At 37.9% G+C, this 17,968-nt stretch carries 18 protein-coding genes; all 18 read right to left on the minus strand.

Annotation, left to right across the window (positions count from 1 at the left end; translation table 11 throughout):
• Window positions 1-30 precede the first annotated feature (30 nt).
• On the minus strand, window positions 31-798 hold the full coding sequence (locus tag Q5760_RS18360) for a hypothetical protein (RefSeq protein WP_428909065.1): 768 nt from the start codon (window positions 796-798) through the stop codon (window positions 31-33).
• A 207-nt stretch (window positions 799-1,005) separates the two neighbouring features.
• Window positions 1,006-1,995: a tyrosine-type recombinase/integrase gene (locus Q5760_RS18365; protein WP_428909066.1), complete on the minus strand. Its 990-nt coding sequence runs from the start codon at window positions 1,993-1,995 to the stop codon at window positions 1,006-1,008.
• 205 nt (window positions 1,996-2,200) lie between these two features.
• On the minus strand, window positions 2,201-3,001 hold the full coding sequence (spo0A, locus tag Q5760_RS18370) for a sporulation transcription factor Spo0A (protein WP_428909067.1): 801 nt from the start codon (window positions 2,999-3,001) through the stop codon (window positions 2,201-2,203).
• A 528-nt stretch (window positions 3,002-3,529) separates the two neighbouring features.
• Window positions 3,530-4,828, minus strand: coding sequence for a SpoIVB peptidase (gene spoIVB, locus Q5760_RS18375; protein ID WP_428909068.1), 1,299 nt, complete (start codon window positions 4,826-4,828; stop codon window positions 3,530-3,532).
• A 227-nt stretch (window positions 4,829-5,055) separates the two neighbouring features.
• Window positions 5,056-6,753 carry a DNA repair protein RecN gene (gene recN / locus Q5760_RS18380; RefSeq protein WP_428909069.1) on the minus strand — a complete coding sequence of 566 codons (1,698 nt, stop codon included), beginning with the start codon at window positions 6,751-6,753 and terminating at the stop codon, window positions 5,056-5,058.
• Window positions 6,754-6,771: 18 nt separating this feature from the next.
• The gene (gene ahrC, locus Q5760_RS18385; RefSeq protein WP_428909070.1) at window positions 6,772-7,221 is read right to left on the minus strand and encodes a transcriptional regulator AhrC/ArgR; all 450 of its coding nucleotides are present in this window, start codon (window positions 7,219-7,221) and stop codon (window positions 6,772-6,774) included.
• An 80-nt stretch (window positions 7,222-7,301) separates the two neighbouring features.
• Window positions 7,302-8,129: a TlyA family RNA methyltransferase gene (locus Q5760_RS18390; RefSeq protein ID WP_428909071.1), complete on the minus strand. Its 828-nt coding sequence runs from the start codon at window positions 8,127-8,129 to the stop codon at window positions 7,302-7,304.
• Between the two features lie 5 nt (window positions 8,130-8,134).
• Entirely contained in the window at window positions 8,135-10,027 is a 1,893-nt protein-coding gene (gene dxs / locus Q5760_RS18395) for a 1-deoxy-D-xylulose-5-phosphate synthase (protein WP_428909072.1), read from the minus strand.
• A gap of 57 nt (window positions 10,028-10,084) precedes the next feature.
• Window positions 10,085-10,978: a polyprenyl synthetase family protein gene (locus Q5760_RS18400; protein ID WP_428909073.1), complete on the minus strand. Its 894-nt coding sequence runs from the start codon at window positions 10,976-10,978 to the stop codon at window positions 10,085-10,087.
• 3 nt (window positions 10,979-10,981) lie between these two features.
• Window positions 10,982-11,218, minus strand: a complete 237-nt coding sequence (gene xseB / locus Q5760_RS18405; protein WP_428909074.1) for an exodeoxyribonuclease VII small subunit — start codon at window positions 11,216-11,218, stop codon at window positions 10,982-10,984.
• A 5-nt stretch (window positions 11,219-11,223) separates the two neighbouring features.
• A complete protein-coding gene (gene xseA, locus Q5760_RS18410; protein ID WP_428909075.1) occupies window positions 11,224-12,564 on the minus strand; it encodes an exodeoxyribonuclease VII large subunit in 1,341 nt (446 codons plus the stop codon).
• Between the two features lie 117 nt (window positions 12,565-12,681).
• Complete coding sequence (gene nusB / locus Q5760_RS18415; RefSeq protein WP_428909076.1) at window positions 12,682-13,077, minus strand: transcription antitermination factor NusB; 396 nt, start codon at window positions 13,075-13,077, stop codon at window positions 12,682-12,684.
• A gap of 458 nt (window positions 13,078-13,535) precedes the next feature.
• A complete protein-coding gene (locus Q5760_RS18420; protein ID WP_428909077.1) occupies window positions 13,536-13,943 on the minus strand; it encodes an Asp23/Gls24 family envelope stress response protein in 408 nt (135 codons plus the stop codon).
• A 19-nt stretch (window positions 13,944-13,962) separates the two neighbouring features.
• Entirely contained in the window at window positions 13,963-15,318 is a 1,356-nt protein-coding gene (gene accC, locus Q5760_RS18425; RefSeq protein WP_428909078.1) for an acetyl-CoA carboxylase biotin carboxylase subunit, read from the minus strand.
• A gap of 15 nt (window positions 15,319-15,333) precedes the next feature.
• Entirely contained in the window at window positions 15,334-15,849 is a 516-nt protein-coding gene (gene accB / locus Q5760_RS18430; RefSeq protein ID WP_428909079.1) for an acetyl-CoA carboxylase biotin carboxyl carrier protein, read from the minus strand.
• Between the two features lie 217 nt (window positions 15,850-16,066).
• Complete coding sequence (locus Q5760_RS18435; protein WP_428909080.1) at window positions 16,067-16,669, minus strand: SpoIIIAH-like family protein; 603 nt, start codon at window positions 16,667-16,669, stop codon at window positions 16,067-16,069.
• A gap of 4 nt (window positions 16,670-16,673) precedes the next feature.
• On the minus strand, window positions 16,674-17,336 hold the full coding sequence (spoIIIAG, locus tag Q5760_RS18440; protein ID WP_428909081.1) for a stage III sporulation protein AG: 663 nt from the start codon (window positions 17,334-17,336) through the stop codon (window positions 16,674-16,676).
• Window positions 17,336-17,968 carry a stage III sporulation protein AF gene (gene spoIIIAF / locus Q5760_RS18445; RefSeq protein WP_428909082.1) on the minus strand — a complete coding sequence of 211 codons (633 nt, stop codon included), beginning with the start codon at window positions 17,966-17,968 and terminating at the stop codon, window positions 17,336-17,338. The genes spoIIIAG and spoIIIAF overlap by 1 nt, the downstream gene beginning before the upstream one ends.

The following is a 17,968-nucleotide window of genomic DNA, read 5'->3' on the forward strand; positions in this document are numbered from 1 at the left end:
AAAAGATAAATTTTATATTAGAATTGAGATTTATTCTTTATAATAATCATAGTAAACGTCCTCTAGTTTGACTCGTTTCGGAACTATTCCGAGTTTAACGGCTAAACGTGATCGTTCTTGCTCCTGTTGTTGTTTTGCCTTCTCTAGTCGCATGTTCTCGTAATACAAGGCTTTACGTTCTTCCGATCGTACAACGGTATCAACGTATGACGATAAGTAATTAATCGTTATTCCTTTGTTAACTACGTCCATAATTTTATTAGAAACGTACCTAACGACTTTATTTATATTATTTTCTTGTTTTTTAGGTAATAAATAGGTAGAAACTTTTTGCGGTTGCTCGTCCCTACTGTCCGTTGGTATTTTGGCATTTTCTACTTTTTGCTCTAGGTTTTGTTCTAGATTTAATAACTCATTCCAGTACTTAAAATGCGGATGATTTTTTAAAATGATTACTGGCGTCTTACATCCGTTACTATTCGGATTCTCTCGATAAACTACGATTACCTCGCCTGACTCTTTTAATACTCTTATCGCCTTATCTATGGTCGATAATCCGACCTTACATAGTTCTGCTAGTGTTTCCCTACCGTTAAAAGAATAACCTCTATCAGTCGCCTTATATATGATTTCGTCGATAACACTTAGTAGCTTTTTCGCACGATTCCAACGAATAGAGACGTTATCCTTTATCCGATCAATAAAGTTATACTTCATTTGTCGGCGTTCTTTTTGACTGCTCTCAAACGTCTTATATGACTGCATTTGACTAAATAACTTGCTTGATATTACTTTCATTATCGTTGCCTCCGTTTGAAGGCGTGCATAAATAAAGGTCATCCATTCACCGAACAAATGTTCTGTTCAATAGACGGACTGATCCAATTTTACATATCCGAATTTTTTTGATATACTGACATTAGCGTATGACGTTGTATATCGCCTTCGGGTGTATGCACGTCTTTTTTTGTGTCTTTTTTTTCGTTTTATCTCCATAAAACTTCGTTATATATTTAGGTTGTTTAACGGTGAATGTCGTTGATACTTCCGATTGACTTCCTTATCGTTAAAGTCTAAATAGGCTTGTTGCGTTACTTCTACGTTTGCATGTCCGAGAATACGGCTTAACGTCGCCCAATCTCCGCCATTTAACAAGTAATACTTTGCGAAGTTGTTCCGTAGTTGGTGCGGTTGTACGTCAAGTCCGACTAGACGACTATGTTTTTTAAACGAACTCTCCACGGTTCGAATGTCCATCCTATTGCCTCTAGTTGTCGGAAATACATAAGGACTATCTGTATATCTCTCGCGATACTCTAGCCAGCTCTTTAAATTCCGCCCCATTTTCTGCGAGAAGTAGACAAAACGTTCTTTTCCGCTTTTTGTTTCTCGAAGTAACAACGCCCCATTACGTAGGTCAATGTCGCCAGGAACGATTGAAACTAACTCGCCAATTCTTGCTCCCGTATCTAAAATCATTCTCGCTATGATCCAGTCTCTAAAGTCGTGGAACTTCGAAACATCGAACGACCTAAAAAATAACGATAGTTCATTTTCGGTTAGCAACGTCTTAACTTTTCGTTGTGGCTTAATATTCGGAATACCCTCGCAAGGATTTTTACGAATAATCTTTTCCATTTTCAAATAATTAAAGAACGCTTTAATATTCCGTTGATAATTGGCTAGCGTCGTTTCACTTAATGGCTTACCGTAATCCGGTCGATTATGTGGACCGTTAATGGCTGCCGTTCTATCGTCGGCTAATGCCTTATATTTTCCACGTTCTCTTACGTAGGTAAAATAGGCTTTAATATGCTCCGATTTAACTTTTTGTGGCTCGGTTATTTCGTGCTTTTCCTCTAAATAACGGATAAATAACCGTAATGTTTGCTCGTAGCTCCTCATCGTCTTTACGGACAACCCTCGACTATTGCAATCCATCATATAGCGATCAAATTCCAGTAATATTTCGTTGAAATTAGTCTGTAAACGCAAAAAAAGCGCCCTCCCTTACCGAAGTATTTTTAAATACTCCAATAAAGGAAGACGCTCTTAAACGACTTATAGACGTAAATAAACGAATTAAAACGCTTATTTGTCTCCGTATATTCTACTGTAGGGTTTGCGAACCTAGTTTATCGCTTTGTTTGTGCGTTCATAACGTTTCGAAAAGTGCTTAAAACGTTGATGTACCGCCCTTTCAAGAAGCACGATGCTCCAAACGAAGCTTATCGGCAACCATCGCAATAAATTCACTATTTGTTGGTTTTGCTTTTGACATTGAAACCGTGTAGCCAAATAAAGAAGAAATGGATTCAATATTTCCTCTGCTCCAAGCAACCTCGATCGCATGGCGAATCGCACGTTCTACACGGCTTGCGGTTGTGTTAAATTTCTTCGCAATGTCTGGATAAAGAACTTTTGTGATCGAGCCTAGGAGTTCGATATCATTGTAAACCATCGAAATGGCTTCTCGTAAATACATATAGCCTTTAATATGGGCTGGAACCCCAATTTCATGGATAATACTTGTAATGCTTGCATCTAAATTCTTTGGTTTGGCTGGTTCTGTTGTTTGTGGACGGTAGTTGCCATTATTTGAAGAATTTCTAATAATTGGAGCTGATTTCCCGCTTACTTGACGGATATTACTTGCTAAATGTTCCATATCAAATGGTTTTAAAATAAAATAGGATGCTCCTAATTCAACCGCTTTTTTCGTTACATCTTCTTGACCAAACGCTGTTAACATGATGACGTTTGGAGTTGGATTTTTCCCCATTTCTCTTATTTTCCCAAGAACTGCGAGTCCATCTAAATGAGGCATAATAATGTCTAGTACAATAACATCAGGATTCACATTTTCAAGCATTGTTAAACAATCCTGACCGTTGTGAGCCGTTCCGCAAACTTCCATATCATCTTGGGAATTAATAAACTCTTCTAATAAGGTTACAAGTTCCCGATTATCATCAACCACACATACCTTAATTTTGTTCACCACTTATTTCCTCCTCGTTCCAAGTTTCTCGCTGTTGTAAATGCATGTCATTCAAAGGAACAAAATGCATTTATGCAAGTTCCCATTTTGTTCAACTTATCTTTAAGAGAAATTCGACAATGGTATCAAAAATCCTTTTCTTTTTTTATTTTTTCTGAATAAATCCATAAAATCTTTTGTTTTCTTTAATTTTCTCTTATTTTCGACATAATCCATGTTAATGTCGAAAAATCTTTATTTTCAACTTCTATACACTTTAATGATACCACCATTAAGTGTATTACACAAAGACAAAAAAAGACGGATCTCTCCGTCTAATTAAAAAAGAATAAAAGTTTTTTTGAAGTTAGATTGATTGTCTAGCTTCAGCACCTAACTCCTAGTGAGACTTCCAGCTTCTTCTTCCGAAATGATTACGTCAACATCGACTCGCACATACGTGCTGATCGTGTTTCCTTTATCTCAAAAGGGGACATCCTGTGCTAGGCAGTCCATACGGAGTAGAGCAGGGCGCTTTCGCTTTTCTATTTACGATGCTTTTTGTTGAGGTTTTTCATAAATATCTATTCCTGCCTCATCCAGCATCCACTCGATATGAACTCCATAACCACTTGTTGGATCATTGACAAAAACATGGGTAACAGCGCCAATCACTTTTCCATTTTGGATGATCGGACTTCCGCTCATGCCTTGAACGATCCCTCCGGTTTTCCCGAGTAGCTCAGGGTCGGTTATTTTAATCACCATTCCTTTTGTGGCTGGGAATTTTTGTGGAATGGTGCTAACAATTTCAATATCAAATAATTTTACTTCATCATCTTCTACTACCGTTAAGATTTGCGCAGGTCCTTCTTTTACTTGATGGGATAGAGCGATTGGCATTGGCTCGTCCATAATCCCATTTTGCATGTCACGATTGAGTTCCCCGAAGATTCCATAGGGGCTATTACGCTTAATGTTCCCAATAACCTCTTTATCAGAAGAGAATCGCGCTAATTTTTCTCCTGGATTCCCGTTACTTCCTTTTTCTATTGATGTAACCGTGGATTTTACAATTTGACCATCATCCACAACAATCGGTTTTTTCGTATCCATATCTGAAATAACATGACCTAATGCGCCATACTTCTTTGATTCTGGATGGTAAAAAGTCATCGTACCAATTCCAGCTGCTGAATCACGGATATATAAACCAAGTTTAAAATTTTCATCGCCTTTTTCTTTTTGCGGCATTAATTCAGTTTCTATTTTTCCATTCTCTCTTGTAACGATTAGCTTTAAAGGTTTATTATTTTGTCCTGCTTCTTGTACAAACGGTGCGACATCTGACATTTTCTCTATTTTCTTGCCGTTAATTTCAGTGATAATATCCCCTACTTGGATGCCGGCTAACTCTCCAGGAGAGACTTTTCCTTCATCCGTTGTAACAAGGTGATGTCCGACGACTAATACACCAAGGGTATTTAGTTTTACCCCAATGGACTGACCACCAGGAATCACTTTAAAATCCTTTAATACATTCACATCGACTTTTTTCACTGGTAACCCAGCAAGTTCTAAAAACATTTCATTCTTTCCTGATTGATTGGCTTGAAGTGACACAGACTTTTCATTTTGGCTAAGGGCAACAATGGATGATTCTTTTGCTATTGATGCTGAAACAGGGACAGATTTCTCTATATTTAATTCCTGTCCTTCAAATAACGTAATATGGGTAGGAATATTGATATACTCCTGAATAGGTTTAATGAAACATATAGCAATTAATGAAACAAGGAGAATTCCACCAATTAGTTTTCTAAAGAAGTCTTTATTCAAAACATTCACTCTCCTCGCTTCTAGTCCAAACCGTCTTAATGGCTACATCTTTAATTTTGCCTGCAAGGTGAACATTTATAACTCAACCTTTTATAAAAAAACTGTACAAGTAGGAAATATCTCGTAAAAAACTCATTTTACTTCCAAACGAAAAAGAAGCGTATTTACATTGGAGTCGAGCTCAAAACCACTGATACATTCATAAAAAGTGTTAAAAAATCTCTGAAACCAAATGGCTACAGAGATTTTTGTGTTTTCATGTCATTGGCCGTTTCCAATAATTCTTTTGCATGTTCTTTCGTAATATCGGTAATCTCTACACCTGAGATCATTCGTCCGATTTCTTTTATTTTGCCCTCTTCATCAAGCTTTTTAACTTTTGTCTTTGTACGTCCATCAAGTGTTTCTTTTTCAATAAATAGATGAGAATCTGCCATGGCGGCTACTTGTGGTAAATGGGAAATACACAGGACTTGAGAATCTGTTGATACATTATATATCTTCTCCGCAATTGCCTGCGCTACTCTTCCACTGACACCTGTGTCCACTTCATCAAATATAATCGAGGTAATTTCCTGATGTTTCGAGAAAATACTCTTTAAGGCAAGCATGATTCGGGATAGTTCTCCCCCAGAGGCAATCTTTGACAAAGGCTTTAAAGGTTCACCTGGATTTGTGGAAATGTAGAATTCAACTACATCCATTCCATTTCTAGAGATATGCGTTTCACCGCTGTCGATCTTTACTTCAAATACGGTTTTCTGCATGTACAATTCTTTTAACTCACGATGGATGGCATCTGTTAATTCTTTCGCTAATTTCTTTCTTAGCGTGGTCAGCTCGTTGCCTTCAATGAATAAGTCTTTTTTGAACGAGGAAATTTCCTTTTTTAACTTTTCAATGTGGCTTTCCTTATTCAATAGTGTTTCCAATTCTTCTTCAATTTTTGCACCATATTCTAAAATTCCTGAGATCGATTGACCATATTTCCGTTTTAATCCATTGATTTCCGTTAATCGGTCTTCAATTTCATTGAGCCTTCCAGGATCAAATTCAAGGTTATCCAATTCGCCCCTAAGAGTTGCAGCTACCTCCTCGAGCATATAATAGCTATTTGAAACCGTTTCTGATAGCTCTTTATATTCTGGGCTTAATTCTGCCGCATCCTCCATATGCCCCATTACAAGACTAATCCAATCAAGACCCTTTTGTTCATCTTTTAAGGCACTATAACTAGCTTGTACGGCTTCAAAGATCCGCTCAAAGTTCGATAGGCGCTTTTTCTCTTCTATTAATAAGTCATCTTCATTTAGCTTTAATTGTGCCTGTTCAATTTCATTTAATTGAAATTGATATAAATCCACTCTTTGAGCAGTTTGTTGTTCATTTTCATTCAGACTTTTTAATCTTCGTAAAGCCTGTTCATACTTTTCGAAGACTTGTCCATATTCAGTAAGTGCATCTGTTATTTTATTTTTTCCGTACTGATCAAGAAGTGAAAGGTGTTTCGTTTCATCCATTAATTCTTGATGTTCATGTTGCCCGTGAATATCCACTAAAGTACCGCCGATTTCACGAAGAATGGAAATTGTTACTAATTTCCCGTTGATTCTACAAACACTTTTACCGCTTTTTGTAATCTCACGACGTAAAACGACCATATCATCTTCAATTTCAATCCCTAACTCCTGAGCTTTAGGAATAACGGGATGACTCGATTTTTCAAGTAAAAAGAGTCCTTCAATTTCTGCTCGATCTTCCCCGTGACGAACAAAGTCTGAAGAACCTCTTCCACCCACAAGTAAATGAATCGCATCAATAATAATGGACTTTCCTGCACCTGTTTCACCTGTTAGAATGGTCAATCCTTTTTCAAATGAAATTGAAAGCTTTTCAATGATCGCAAAGTTTTTAATCGATAATTCGCTTAGCATGAAAAAATCCACTCCCCATTAGAGCAAATCAAGAAAACGATTTGACACGATTTCTGTATCTTCTTCTGTTCTACAAATAACTAAAATGGTGTCGTCCCCACTAACCGTACCAAGCACATCATCCCAATCTAAATGGTCAATTAAAGCTGCAATCGCCATGGCATTTCCAGGTAACGTTTTGAGTACTAGAAGGTGTCCGGCTGAATCGATCCGAACGAAAGCATCCATCAAGCTTCGTTTAAGCTTTTGCAATGGATTGAATCGTTGGTCAGCTGGCAAACTGTATTTATAACGCCCATCTGAAAGTGGCACCTTAATTAAATGTAGTTCTTTTATATCTCGAGAAACGGTAGCTTGTGTCACATTATAACCTGCACTTTTTAATGCAAATACTAAATCATCTTGTGTTTCTATGTCATTATTCGCAATAATTTCTCTAATTTTAATATGTCGTTGTCCTTTCGACATCGTCTCACCTCTTCAACTGCCCAAGCCTTTCTTACTAAAATAATAATAACTGATTTAAGCGGAAATTGCATAATTTTTCACTATTTTGCATGAAATTCTATATGGGCATTTCGAACGATTTCATTCGGTGTAACGGTTAATTCATTTAACCCTTTTTCATTGTCTTCTCTTCCAGACCAATGTAGATGAAGCAGGAATTCGATGTTACCGTCACCGCCTGTGATCGGGGAATAGGATACGTTTTTCACATCAAAACCGGTTTCTAATGAAAAGTCGATGATGGTTTCAACAACCTCTTCATGGACTTTTGCATCTCGAATGATTCCCTTCTTCCCAACTTGTTCTTTTCCTGCCTCAAACTGTGGCTTCACTAATGCCACTACATCACTATTAGGTACTAATAGAGTTTTCAATACAGGGAGAATTAATTTTAATGAAATAAATGAAACATCAATAGAGGCAAAATTAGGCATCGGACCATTTAGATCGCTGGGGGTCACATAACGAAAATTTGTTCTCTCCATTACCTTAACGCGTTCGTCATTACGAAGCTTCCAAGCTAACTGATTGTACCCAACATCTACGGCATAAGACATTGTTGCACCATTCTGTAAAGCACAATCGGTAAAACCACCAGTTGATGATCCAATGTCAAGTAGGATTTTATCTTTCACATCTAAATCAAATTCCTTAAGTGCTTTTTCCAACTTTAACCCTCCCCTACTCACATAGGGGAGAGTTTTTCCTTTTATCGTTAGAATCGCATCAGCTGGAATTTTCTCTCCAGGCTTATCTAGGCGCACTTCATTGCTATAGACGATACCAGCCATCACCGCTCTTTTTGCTTTTTCTCTTGTTTCAAAAAGTCCTTGTTCTACTAATAAAACATCTACACGTTCTTTCTTCATTCTGTTCAAGCCCTTTTTTGTTTTTTAATGACGAGCGAATTAATCCGATTCACGATCTCTTCTGGTGTCAATCCTATTTCTAAGAAAAGCTCTTTTACACTTCCATGTTCAACGAAATAGTCTGGGATTCCCATCCGAGAAATTTCTGCATGGTGGTAGCCTCCATCATGGGCAAATTCAAGAACTGCACTACCAAAACCACCTTGCAAGCATGCTTCTTCAATTGTTAAAATAGGGATATTTAAATCCAGTAGCGATAATAGCATCTTTGTATCCAAAGGTTTAATAAAGCGAGCATTGATGACTTTAACGGATCTGCCTTGTTTTTCTAAAATCGCTGCCGCTTTCATAGCCATTGGAATCGTCGTTCCAAATGTTACTACTGCTACATCACGACCTTCTTTTAAGACCTCCCACGTCCCAATAGGAATTTCTCTTAACGTTTCATCTAATGGAACCCCTAAGCCATTTCCACGTGGAAATCTCATCGCGATTGGACCATCATCATATTTTAATGCGGTATTGACCATATGCTGCCCTTCATTCTCATCTTTAGGCATCATTAACACCATATTCGGTAAGTGGCGTAAAAAGGCGATATCAAAAATCCCATGATGCGTTTCCCCATCTGATCCCACTAAACCGGCACGATCAATTCCAATAAACACATTTAAATTTTGTCTACAAATATCATGTACTACTTGATCATAGGCACGCTGAAGGAAAGTTGAATAAATCGCTAAATAAGGTTTCATATTCTGCGTTGCTAGTCCTGCAGCAACGGTTGCAGCATGCTGCTCCGCAATTCCTACATCGTACATGCGCTCAGGAAATTCACTTCTGAATCCCTCTAGTTTAGAACCAACTGGCATGGCTGGAGTAATCGCTACAATACGCTCATCTTCTCTTGCTAGTTCCCTAACGGTTTCGCTGACAACTTTACTCCAAGCTGGAGGTGCTTCAACCGGTTTAATGAAGTCTCCGGTATCAATTTTGTAAGGACCTGTACCATGCCAATTCCCTGTTCGATCGTTTTCCGCAGGTTTATATCCTTTACCCTTCTTCGTAATCACATGTAGAAGGATAGGACCTTCTGTTTTCTTGGCATAGCTGATTTGCTCGAATAAATCTTCAAAGTTATGCCCATCAACCGGACCTAAATACGTAAAGCCCATTTCTTCAAAGAAAACTCCGGAAACGAGTAAATATTTTAAACTGTCCTTAATTCGTTCGGCCGTTGCAGCCAGTTTACCACCAACTGCAGGAACCTTTTTCATTAAATATTCCAGTTCATCTTTTGCCCACTGGTATTTACCAGCTGTTCTTAACCGTCCTAACACACCGTGTAATGCTCCGACATTTGGCGCAATCGACATTTCATTATCATTTAAAACGACAATCATATTTTTCTTTTCGTCACCAATATGATTTAATGCTTCTAATGCCATTCCACCTGTTAAAGCACCATCGCCAATAACAGGAATAATATAGGAATGTTCATTTTTTAAGTCTCTCGCAATTGCCATGCCCATTGCAGCGGATAAGGAAGTCGAACTATGGCCTGTTTCCCAAACATCATGTACACTTTCAGCCATTTTCGGAAACCCACTTAAGCCTTTATATTGCCGAAGGGTATCAAATTCGCCTGCTCTTCCTGTTAGGATTTTATGAACGTAGGATTGATGCCCAACATCCCAAAGAATTTTGTCCTGTGGACTATCAAAGCTTTTGTGTAAGGCAACTGTTAGTTCAATCACTCCTAGGTTCGGACCGATGTGACCACCCGTAACGGAGAGTTTTTGAACTAAAAATTTTCGTATATCATCACTTAAAAGTTCTAATTCTTTAATAGAAAGGTCTTTCAAAAACGATGGGTCTTTGATGTTTTCAAGATCCATTTTTTGGATCACTCACTTTCCTTAACTAATTTCCAAAAATCATTGTAGATACTTTTCTTAATGGTTTCTTTTCACAATCATCTCGGTTAATGCTTCTAATAGTCCAGTGTTTCCCCCTACTTTATAAAGAGCATCCATAGCGAGTTGATAGTGTTCATTTAACGCTTCCTCTGCACCGTTAACGCCTAATAGAGATGGATAGGTTGATTTGTGGTTTTCCGAATCACTGCCAACCGGCTTGCCAATAATACTTGCATCCCCACTGATATCTAACAGATCATCTCTAATTTGGAAAGCGAGTCCTAAATGATAAGCAAACTTTTCTAAATTCGACTTTTGCTCTTGGGTAGCCTCTGCTAATATCGCACCTGATAGGATGCTGCATGATAATAATTTCCCTGTTTTATGAAGGTGGATGTATTGAAGCTCTTCAAGATTTAGCGTTTTTTCTTCTCCGATCATATCAGCAACTTGTCCACCCACCATCCCTTCAGCTCCTGCGGAATGGGAGAGTAACTTGATTAGATCTAATTTGTTTTTTAGAGAAACAGTCTCCTCAGGTGTTTCTGCTACTAACTGGAAGCTATATGTTAAAAGAGCATCCCCTGCCAAAATCGCATTGGCCTCTCCAAAAACAATATGATTGGTTGGCTTTCCTCTTCTTAAATCATCGTCATCCATGCTTGGTAAATCATCATGAATTAACGAATAGGTATGAATCATTTCGATGGCACAAGCCGCCTGTAATCCAATCTTAGGATCCTTTTGGAACGCATCAATTGTAGCGAATAATAGTAATGGACGAATTCGTTTTCCACCTGCTTCTAATGAATACAGCATCGATTCTTTTAAAATATTCGGTGCCTCGAGTCCATTAATACTTTTTTGAAATTGATCTTCAATTAACTCTTTATATTGATTAGAAAATAAGTCTAGTTGGGAGTTTGACAATCCTTATTCCTCCTCTTGAATGGAAAACGTTTGTTTTTGACCATCGGCTGTTAAGATTTGTGTCAATTGTTCTTCAACATTTTTCAATTTATCGTGACAGAGCTTTGAAAGCTCCATTCCCTTTTTATAAATCGTAATGGCTTCTTCTAAAGGTACGTCACCTTCTTCAAGCCTTTCGATAATCGTTTCTAACTGTTCCATTGCCTCCTCGAATGTGACAGTTTCCTTTTCCTCTGTCATCCTCATCACTCCTCTTTTTCAACTACTTGGCAGTTTAACTCTCCATCTGTTAAGACAATTTTCACCATTTCATCTTTTTCTACTTGATGAATACTCTTTACTAGACTGCCTTTTTGGTCGTACGTTAGACTATAACCGCGTTCCATTATTTTTAAAGGACTTAATGCTTCAAGCGTTTTTACACGATTTGTAAATTCCGTCTGTTTTTTAGATAATATAATGGACATCGCCCGTTCTAAAGCCTTTTTGGCTTTACTTTGCTCCTCTAACGCCTTCTGAATTTTGCTTTCTGGGTGATTCCGAATCATTCGTTTTTCTATTTGTTCCCACTCGTTCATTTTTGTACTTAATAGTTTCTTTGAATTGGAAACAAGAGATTCTGTTGCTCGATCTAGTTGTTCCAATTTTTGTTCGTATAAACGATGGGGATAACGAAAGGCATACGACTTTTCCAACCGTTCTAGTTTGCTTTTTTGAAAATGAACCTTTTCCTTCATCGCTCTCATTAATCGAGTTTGTTTTGTTAACACTCGCTCAACCCATTCATCGATATGGGGCACAGCCAGTTCTGCTGCACCTGTAGGAGTTGGGGCACGTAAATCAGCCACAAAGTCAGCAATGGTAAAATCCGTTTCATGACCCACAGCCGAAATAATGGGGATTCTTGAATGAAAGATCGCCCTTGCCACGATTTCTTCATTAAAGCCCCATAACTCTTCGATCGAACCACCACCACGTCCAACGATTAGTACATCTATTCCATACTGTTTTTCGTTTGCCTTTTGAATAGCATCGGCAACAGAAGGACCTGCTTGATCTCCTTGTACAAGTGCAGGAATGATTAAGATTTTTGCAATCGGATATCGTCTCTTGACCGTAGTAATAATATCCCGTATTGCAGCACCTGTTGGAGAAGTAATCACACCCACTGTCGTTGGGAATTTAGGAATGGGCTGTTTATGTTCAGTTGAGAAAAGACCTTCTTTCCCTAGCTTTTCTTTTAATTGTTCGAAAGCTAAGTAAAGATCCCCGATTCCATCAGGTTGCATTTCCTGCACATATAGCTGGTATTGACCACTTCCTTCGTAAACCGAAATATCCCCACGAACTAATACTTTCATCCCGTTTTCAGGAGTAAACTTTATTTTTCGGTTAGCACTTGAAAACATCACAGCTAATATTCTTGCTTTTTCATCTTTTAAAGTAAAATACATATGTCCGCTAGAATGTTGCTTAAAGTTAGAGATTTCCCCTTTTACTAGACAATCGTTTAGGTAAGGATCAGCATCAAATTTTCGTTTAATGTATTTCGTTAAGGCCCCAACGGTTAAGTAACGCTTCTCCATTCTAAAAACTCCCTTATCTGCTCACTCATCACTTAGTAGAAGTCGAATGTAAATCTATATTTTACAATTATATCATTTTGACATGGATTTATAGCATTATCCTTGGAATTCTACTGATCAATCTTCCATCGTTTGTTTGACTTTAGAAAGAACACTATTAATAAATTTACTTGACTCGTCATCCCCAAAAGTCTTTGCGATTTCGATTGCTTCATTGATCGCAACATTTACGGGAACATCTTCAGCACATTCCGTCATTTCGTATATGGCTACTCTTAATATATTTCGATCAACGTTGGCTAACCGATCAATCGTCCATTTTTCTAAGTGGTCTTTTAAAATGGCATCAATGTCAGCCCGTTTTTCGATCACGCCTACAACAAGCTTTTCTAAATATTCATCAGATGATTGACCATCTAAAACGTATTCAATCGCTTCGTTTGGTGTTGTTTCATTCATATCAATTTGAAAAATAGCTTGTAGCGCCTTTTCTCTTGCAGTTCTTCTCTTCATGCTTTTAACTCCTTTAATTAAAAAAAGTGTTTGCTATTATTGCATAACACATATGTATTCCTATCTTATCCAATTTAGCCTAACAAGATAATAGCATAAATGAAAGGGATAATCACATTCCTTTCTGTTTTTATTATTAAAATAGTAATGATTTGAAAAGCGGAAGCGCCTGCTCACCCCCGATAAAGAAAACTCTCCGACTGTCAAGCCTTTAGGCGAAGACAGAGGAGTAGTTGCACTTATGCCGGTACGGCCAAGCACAAGACGAGCCGGCATGAAGATTGTCCTTTAATCTTCTTGACGGATTGTTAGAAATGTATAGGCGACTATCCAGGGACTAGACAAGCTTGTGACCTCGAGGGGGATGGGCTTGCGCTAGACATCAATCTACTTTCAAAAAACTAATACTATTTTGAACTTAATAAAAATACCAAAGACAGTTGTCTTTGGTATTTTGCTTACATTTCTTCTTCGATTTCAGGTTCTGGTGTTGCATTTTCAAATTGGATTCCCACAACATGAATATTAACTTCTGTTGCATCTAAAGCTGTCATATCTAGTAATGCTTGACGAATATTGTTTTGGATTCCTTGTGCTACATTAGGAATGGAAACACCAAATTTCATGACACAATAGACATCCACTTTAATGCCTTCTTCTAGAAGTTCAACTCTTACACCTTTACCATGATTCTTTTTACCTAAACGTTCTACAACACCTGAAGCAAAGTTTCCTCTCATTTGAGCCACACCTTCTACCTCAGATGCAGCAATACCTGCAATTACTTCAATTACTTCTGGAGCGATTTCCACTTTCCCAAGGTTGTTATTACTTGAACTCATTTCTAGAATATTATTCACTGTCATCATGGTACCTCCTAAGAATTTATTCGGATTTCATCACATCATTGAATTCTAAAAACTTCGTATTAAATTCACCTTTGACGAATTGTTCATGATTTAAAAGTTTCAAATGGAAAGGGATGGTCGTATGAATCCCTTCAATGACAAATTCACTCAACGCCCTTTTCATTTTTGCGATCGCTTCTTCACGTGTTTTTCCGTGCGTGATCACTTTAGCGATCATCGAATCATAATAAGGAGGTATGGAATAGCCTGGATATACAGCCGAATCTACACGAACGCCTAAACCACCCGGAGCTAAATACATATTAATTTTTCCTGCTGAAGGTAAAAAGTTCTTCTCCGGGTTTTCAGCATTGATTCTGCATTCGATCGACCAACCATTAAACGTAACTTCTTCTTGGGTTAAGCTTAATTTTTCACCTGAAGCCACTAAGATCTGTTCCCTCACTAGATCGGCACCTGTTACCATCTCTGTTACAGGATGCTCTACCTGGATTCGAGTGTTCATCTCCATAAAATAAAATTGACGATTGTTATAGTCATAAATAAATTCTACCGTACCTGCTCCAGTATATTCAACAGCCTTGGCCGCTTTTACAGCTGCCTCTCCCATATCCGCACGCATTTCACCGTCTAATGCCGGGGACGGAGATTCTTCTAACAACTTCTGTAAACGTCTTTGTATCGAGCAATCACGCTCACCCAGGTGAATGCAATTCCCGTAATTGTCTGCCATGACCTGAATTTCAACATGACGGAAATCTTCTATATATTTTTCAATGTAGACGCCAGGATTTCCAAAGGCTGTCAACGCCTCTTGTTGAGTAATATTGATTCCCTTTACTAACTCAGCCTCATTACGAGCTACACGGATTCCTTTACCGCCACCACCAGCTGTTGCTTTTATGATGACAGGATACTGAATTTGTTCCGCTAGCTCAATCGCATCATCAACGGTATCGATAATTCCTCTTGATCCAGGCACAATCGGAACGCCTGCTTCTCTCATCGTTTCACGAGCAATATCCTTTGTTCCCATTTTCGTAATCGCTTCTGGCGATGGACCAACAAAAATAATATTGCAATCACGGCAAAGTTCAGCAAAGTCGGCATTTTCTGCTAAAAACCCATAGCCGGGATGAATCGCATTACAACCTGTTAATGTAGCTACACTAATAATATTCGTAAAGTTTAAATAGCTGTCTTTCGAAGAAATGGGACCAATGCAATAGGCCTCATCCGCAAGCTGGACATGGAGCGCTTCTTTATCGGCTTCTGAATAAACAGCCACAGTTTCAATGCCCAGTTCCCGACAGGCGCGGATGATCCTTACGGCTATTTCTCCTCTGTTTGCGATTAATAATTTTTTTATCATATGAAAAGCCTCTCTTTACTCCGGTTTTACTAAAAATAATGGTTGTCCAAATTCAACCAGTTGTCCATTTTTGACGAGAATTTCTACGATTTCGCCATTTACTTCCGCTTCAATTTCATTAAATAATTTCATCGCTTCAACAATACAGACAATGGTATCATTTGATACTTTATCTCCAACCTTTACATATGGATCCGCATCAGGGGATTGTGAGTGATAGAATGTTCCCACCATTGGTGATGTGATTTTATGTAAATTTTCTTGTGCTACCTCATTCGTGTTCGTTTGAACTTGCTCACTCACAGCAACTGCAGGAGCAGGGGTTGTTTGTTTCTGCTCAACAGGTTGGTGAACCGTTACCGGTTGTTGTACGGCAACTGATTCCATTGGTTGAATGGAGTGGATGACAGATTTTCCTTCTGATTTCTTTTTAATCTTAATTTTTGAACCTTCTTGTTCAAATGTAAATTCCTCTATAGATGATTGATCAATCACTTCAATCAATTCCCTAATTTCTTGGACTTTTAACATGGATTAAAATCCTCCTGTACAAAAATTTAACACTAGATAGTCATTTTAACATTAAAAACTCATTTAACACTAGATACTAATATCATACGATAAGACCTAATGCAATTACAACAATCGGTTTTGGTATAATTTCGCAAAAATTTGTTGGAGGAATTAGGAAAGCGGAAAACGAATAAAAATGGAGAGAAAAGAATAACCTTTCCTCTCCACATTTTTATTATTGGGCATTTTGAAATTCTACAACTGCGTGCAATGGTCCTAATTCACTTCTTACTGTTTGAATAATCTTATTCGCTTCAGTCTTAGACTGTTTTTCCGCTTTAACTGTAATGTTTACTTGTTTGTCATCGGCACGTACTAAAACATCCTCGTAATTCATTGCTTTGATTAACGTTTCAAGCAATAATTCTTTATTCGCAATTTCATTCAATTCATCCATTTGTTCTTTTGCTTCGCTACGCTCCTCAGCAGGAAGGTCTGTTGAAGCGATCTTTTTCTCTAATTCTTCCTTCAATTGGCTACGCTCATCCATTAATTGGATACGCATCGTTTCAAATGCTTCATCACCAGCTGCATTTGTGATAATTTCAGCATCCTTTGATCCTGCATCTTCCATTTCTGCTTCTGGAGCTTTTTCTTTTTCTTCACCGTCTTTTGGCGTTTCCTCTGTTTCTTCACCGGTTTGCTCTTTTTCCTCCTGTTGATCCACTGCTGCTAATTCATTTTGCTGTTGCTCCGGAGAAGTAATATAATAGACGGATAACACCACGACCAAGCTCAACATTGTTAATAACCAAACAGTTTGTTTTTTCAATAGCATTGATTTATTCCTCCTTTGTTTTTTTCGGCATGACAGCCACTCTATGACTTGGAACATCCAGTGACCTTGTTACAGCCTCGATAATCCATTTCTTTACTTGAATATTATCGGCACCTTTTGCAACGACAAGGACTCCTCGTATTTCTGGTTTTTTGGTTTCTGTGACAATCGGTACTTCTTTTTCACCATTTTGAATAATTACAAGCTGTTCTTCTGTGGATTGGTCTTCCACCTTTCGTTTACCGCCTTCACGGTCGGTTTCATCCGTTAATTGATTTTGTGTATTCCTATTTTTCTCAAAAACTTTCTTTTCTGTTGCATCAACATTCACGACAACTGTCACATCGTCAACTCCGACAATGGCGTCAAGAGCTTCTTTTAACTGCGCTTCATAGGCTTTTTCATAATCGTCTATTAAACTATCTTTACTTGAACCCTTTTGTCCGAATGTTTCTTCATCTGCTTGTTTTTCCTCATCCTTGTTGCTAAAAGTTGGAACGGCTTCTGTTGAGGTTGAATCATTTGAAATGAGATTGCTAACAAGCATAAACCCTGTTCCAAATAGAAGAACCAATATTAAATAAGGATATTTCGCCTTTTTCTGCTCGGAAGGATGATCATCCTTTGAAAATTGCTTTTTCAGCCATGAGAAAGGTCCCTTTTCCATTATTGTTCCTTGTCCCCCCCTTCTAGTTGAAGTTCAATGATCTCCTCATCAATACTCCATTTGTTAGCTAAGAGTTTAATAATCCTATCATTATGTTCAAATTTTGTTTCCTCCTGTAGTGGCTCATTTGTATTGATCTCTACTGATTTGACTACTTCAACTGCCTCTGTTTCTGCTTCTTCATTTTCCCCATTTAATTGAATCACTACCTTTTGCAAATTTTCTGGGAAGGGACGGACGTCTTCTTCATCTACTACTACTTCAAGGTCTGCAATCGCTACATCAAATTGATCCATCAACTCCTCTTCTGCGTCCTCTTTTAGTTGGACAGCCATCTGTTCTAAAATATATGCATCATGGGAGGCTTGTATTTCATTTTTCTGCAAATCTATTAAATTTTTTATTTCATTTTCTTTTTTTTCTTCCCATTGAGGCAACGCAGCCGTAAATGATTCCTCAAAATCAGTTGAAAGTAACTTAAAAATGGGTGTTAAAATCACAGAGATTAAAAGTAACCCTACCACCATTTTTGTATACTTCTGAAATTTCGAGTTGGGCAGGAGCATATCGATCAATGTTGCAAAAAGAACAAATAAGATGATATTCGTGACCCATTCTTTTATAAATTCCAC

Source organism: Niallia sp. Kr1 (assembly GCF_050389805.1).
Classification (GTDB): domain Bacteria; phylum Bacillota; class Bacilli; order Bacillales; family Cytobacillaceae; genus Bacillus_BD.

What these genes read in the sequence shown, in the direction of transcription:
- Q5760_RS18420 (WP_428909077.1), bottom strand. Translation starts at nt 13,943, where the DNA reads ATGACAGTGAATAATATTCTAGAAATGAGTTCAAGTAATAACAACCTT.
- Q5760_RS18390 (WP_428909071.1), bottom strand. Translation starts at nt 8,129, where the DNA reads ATGAAGAAAGAACGTGTAGATGTTTTATTAGTAGAACAAGGACTTTTT.
- spoIIIAG (WP_428909081.1), bottom strand. Translation starts at nt 17,336, where the DNA reads ATGGAAAAGGGACCTTTCTCATGGCTGAAAAAGCAATTTTCAAAGGAT.
- ahrC (WP_428909070.1), bottom strand. Translation starts at nt 7,221, where the DNA reads ATGTCGAAAGGACAACGACATATTAAAATTAGAGAAATTATTGCGAAT.
- xseB (WP_428909074.1), bottom strand. Translation starts at nt 11,218, where the DNA reads ATGACAGAGGAAAAGGAAACTGTCACATTCGAGGAGGCAATGGAACAG.
- nusB (WP_428909076.1), bottom strand. Translation starts at nt 13,077, where the DNA reads ATGAAGAGAAGAACTGCAAGAGAAAAGGCGCTACAAGCTATTTTTCAA.
- Q5760_RS18435 (WP_428909080.1), bottom strand. Translation starts at nt 16,669, where the DNA reads ATGCTATTGAAAAAACAAACTGTTTGGTTATTAACAATGTTGAGCTTG.
- accB (WP_428909079.1), bottom strand. Translation starts at nt 15,849, where the DNA reads ATGTTAAAAGTCCAAGAAATTAGGGAATTGATTGAAGTGATTGATCAA.
- accC (WP_428909078.1), bottom strand. Translation starts at nt 15,318, where the DNA reads ATGATAAAAAAATTATTAATCGCAAACAGAGGAGAAATAGCCGTAAGG.
- dxs (WP_428909072.1), bottom strand. Translation starts at nt 10,027, where the DNA reads ATGGATCTTGAAAACATCAAAGACCCATCGTTTTTGAAAGACCTTTCT.
- recN (WP_428909069.1), bottom strand. Translation starts at nt 6,753, where the DNA reads ATGCTAAGCGAATTATCGATTAAAAACTTTGCGATCATTGAAAAGCTT.
- Q5760_RS18360 (WP_428909065.1), bottom strand. Translation starts at nt 798, where the DNA reads ATGAAAGTAATATCAAGCAAGTTATTTAGTCAAATGCAGTCATATAAG.
- xseA (WP_428909075.1), bottom strand. Translation starts at nt 12,564, where the DNA reads ATGGAGAAGCGTTACTTAACCGTTGGGGCCTTAACGAAATACATTAAA.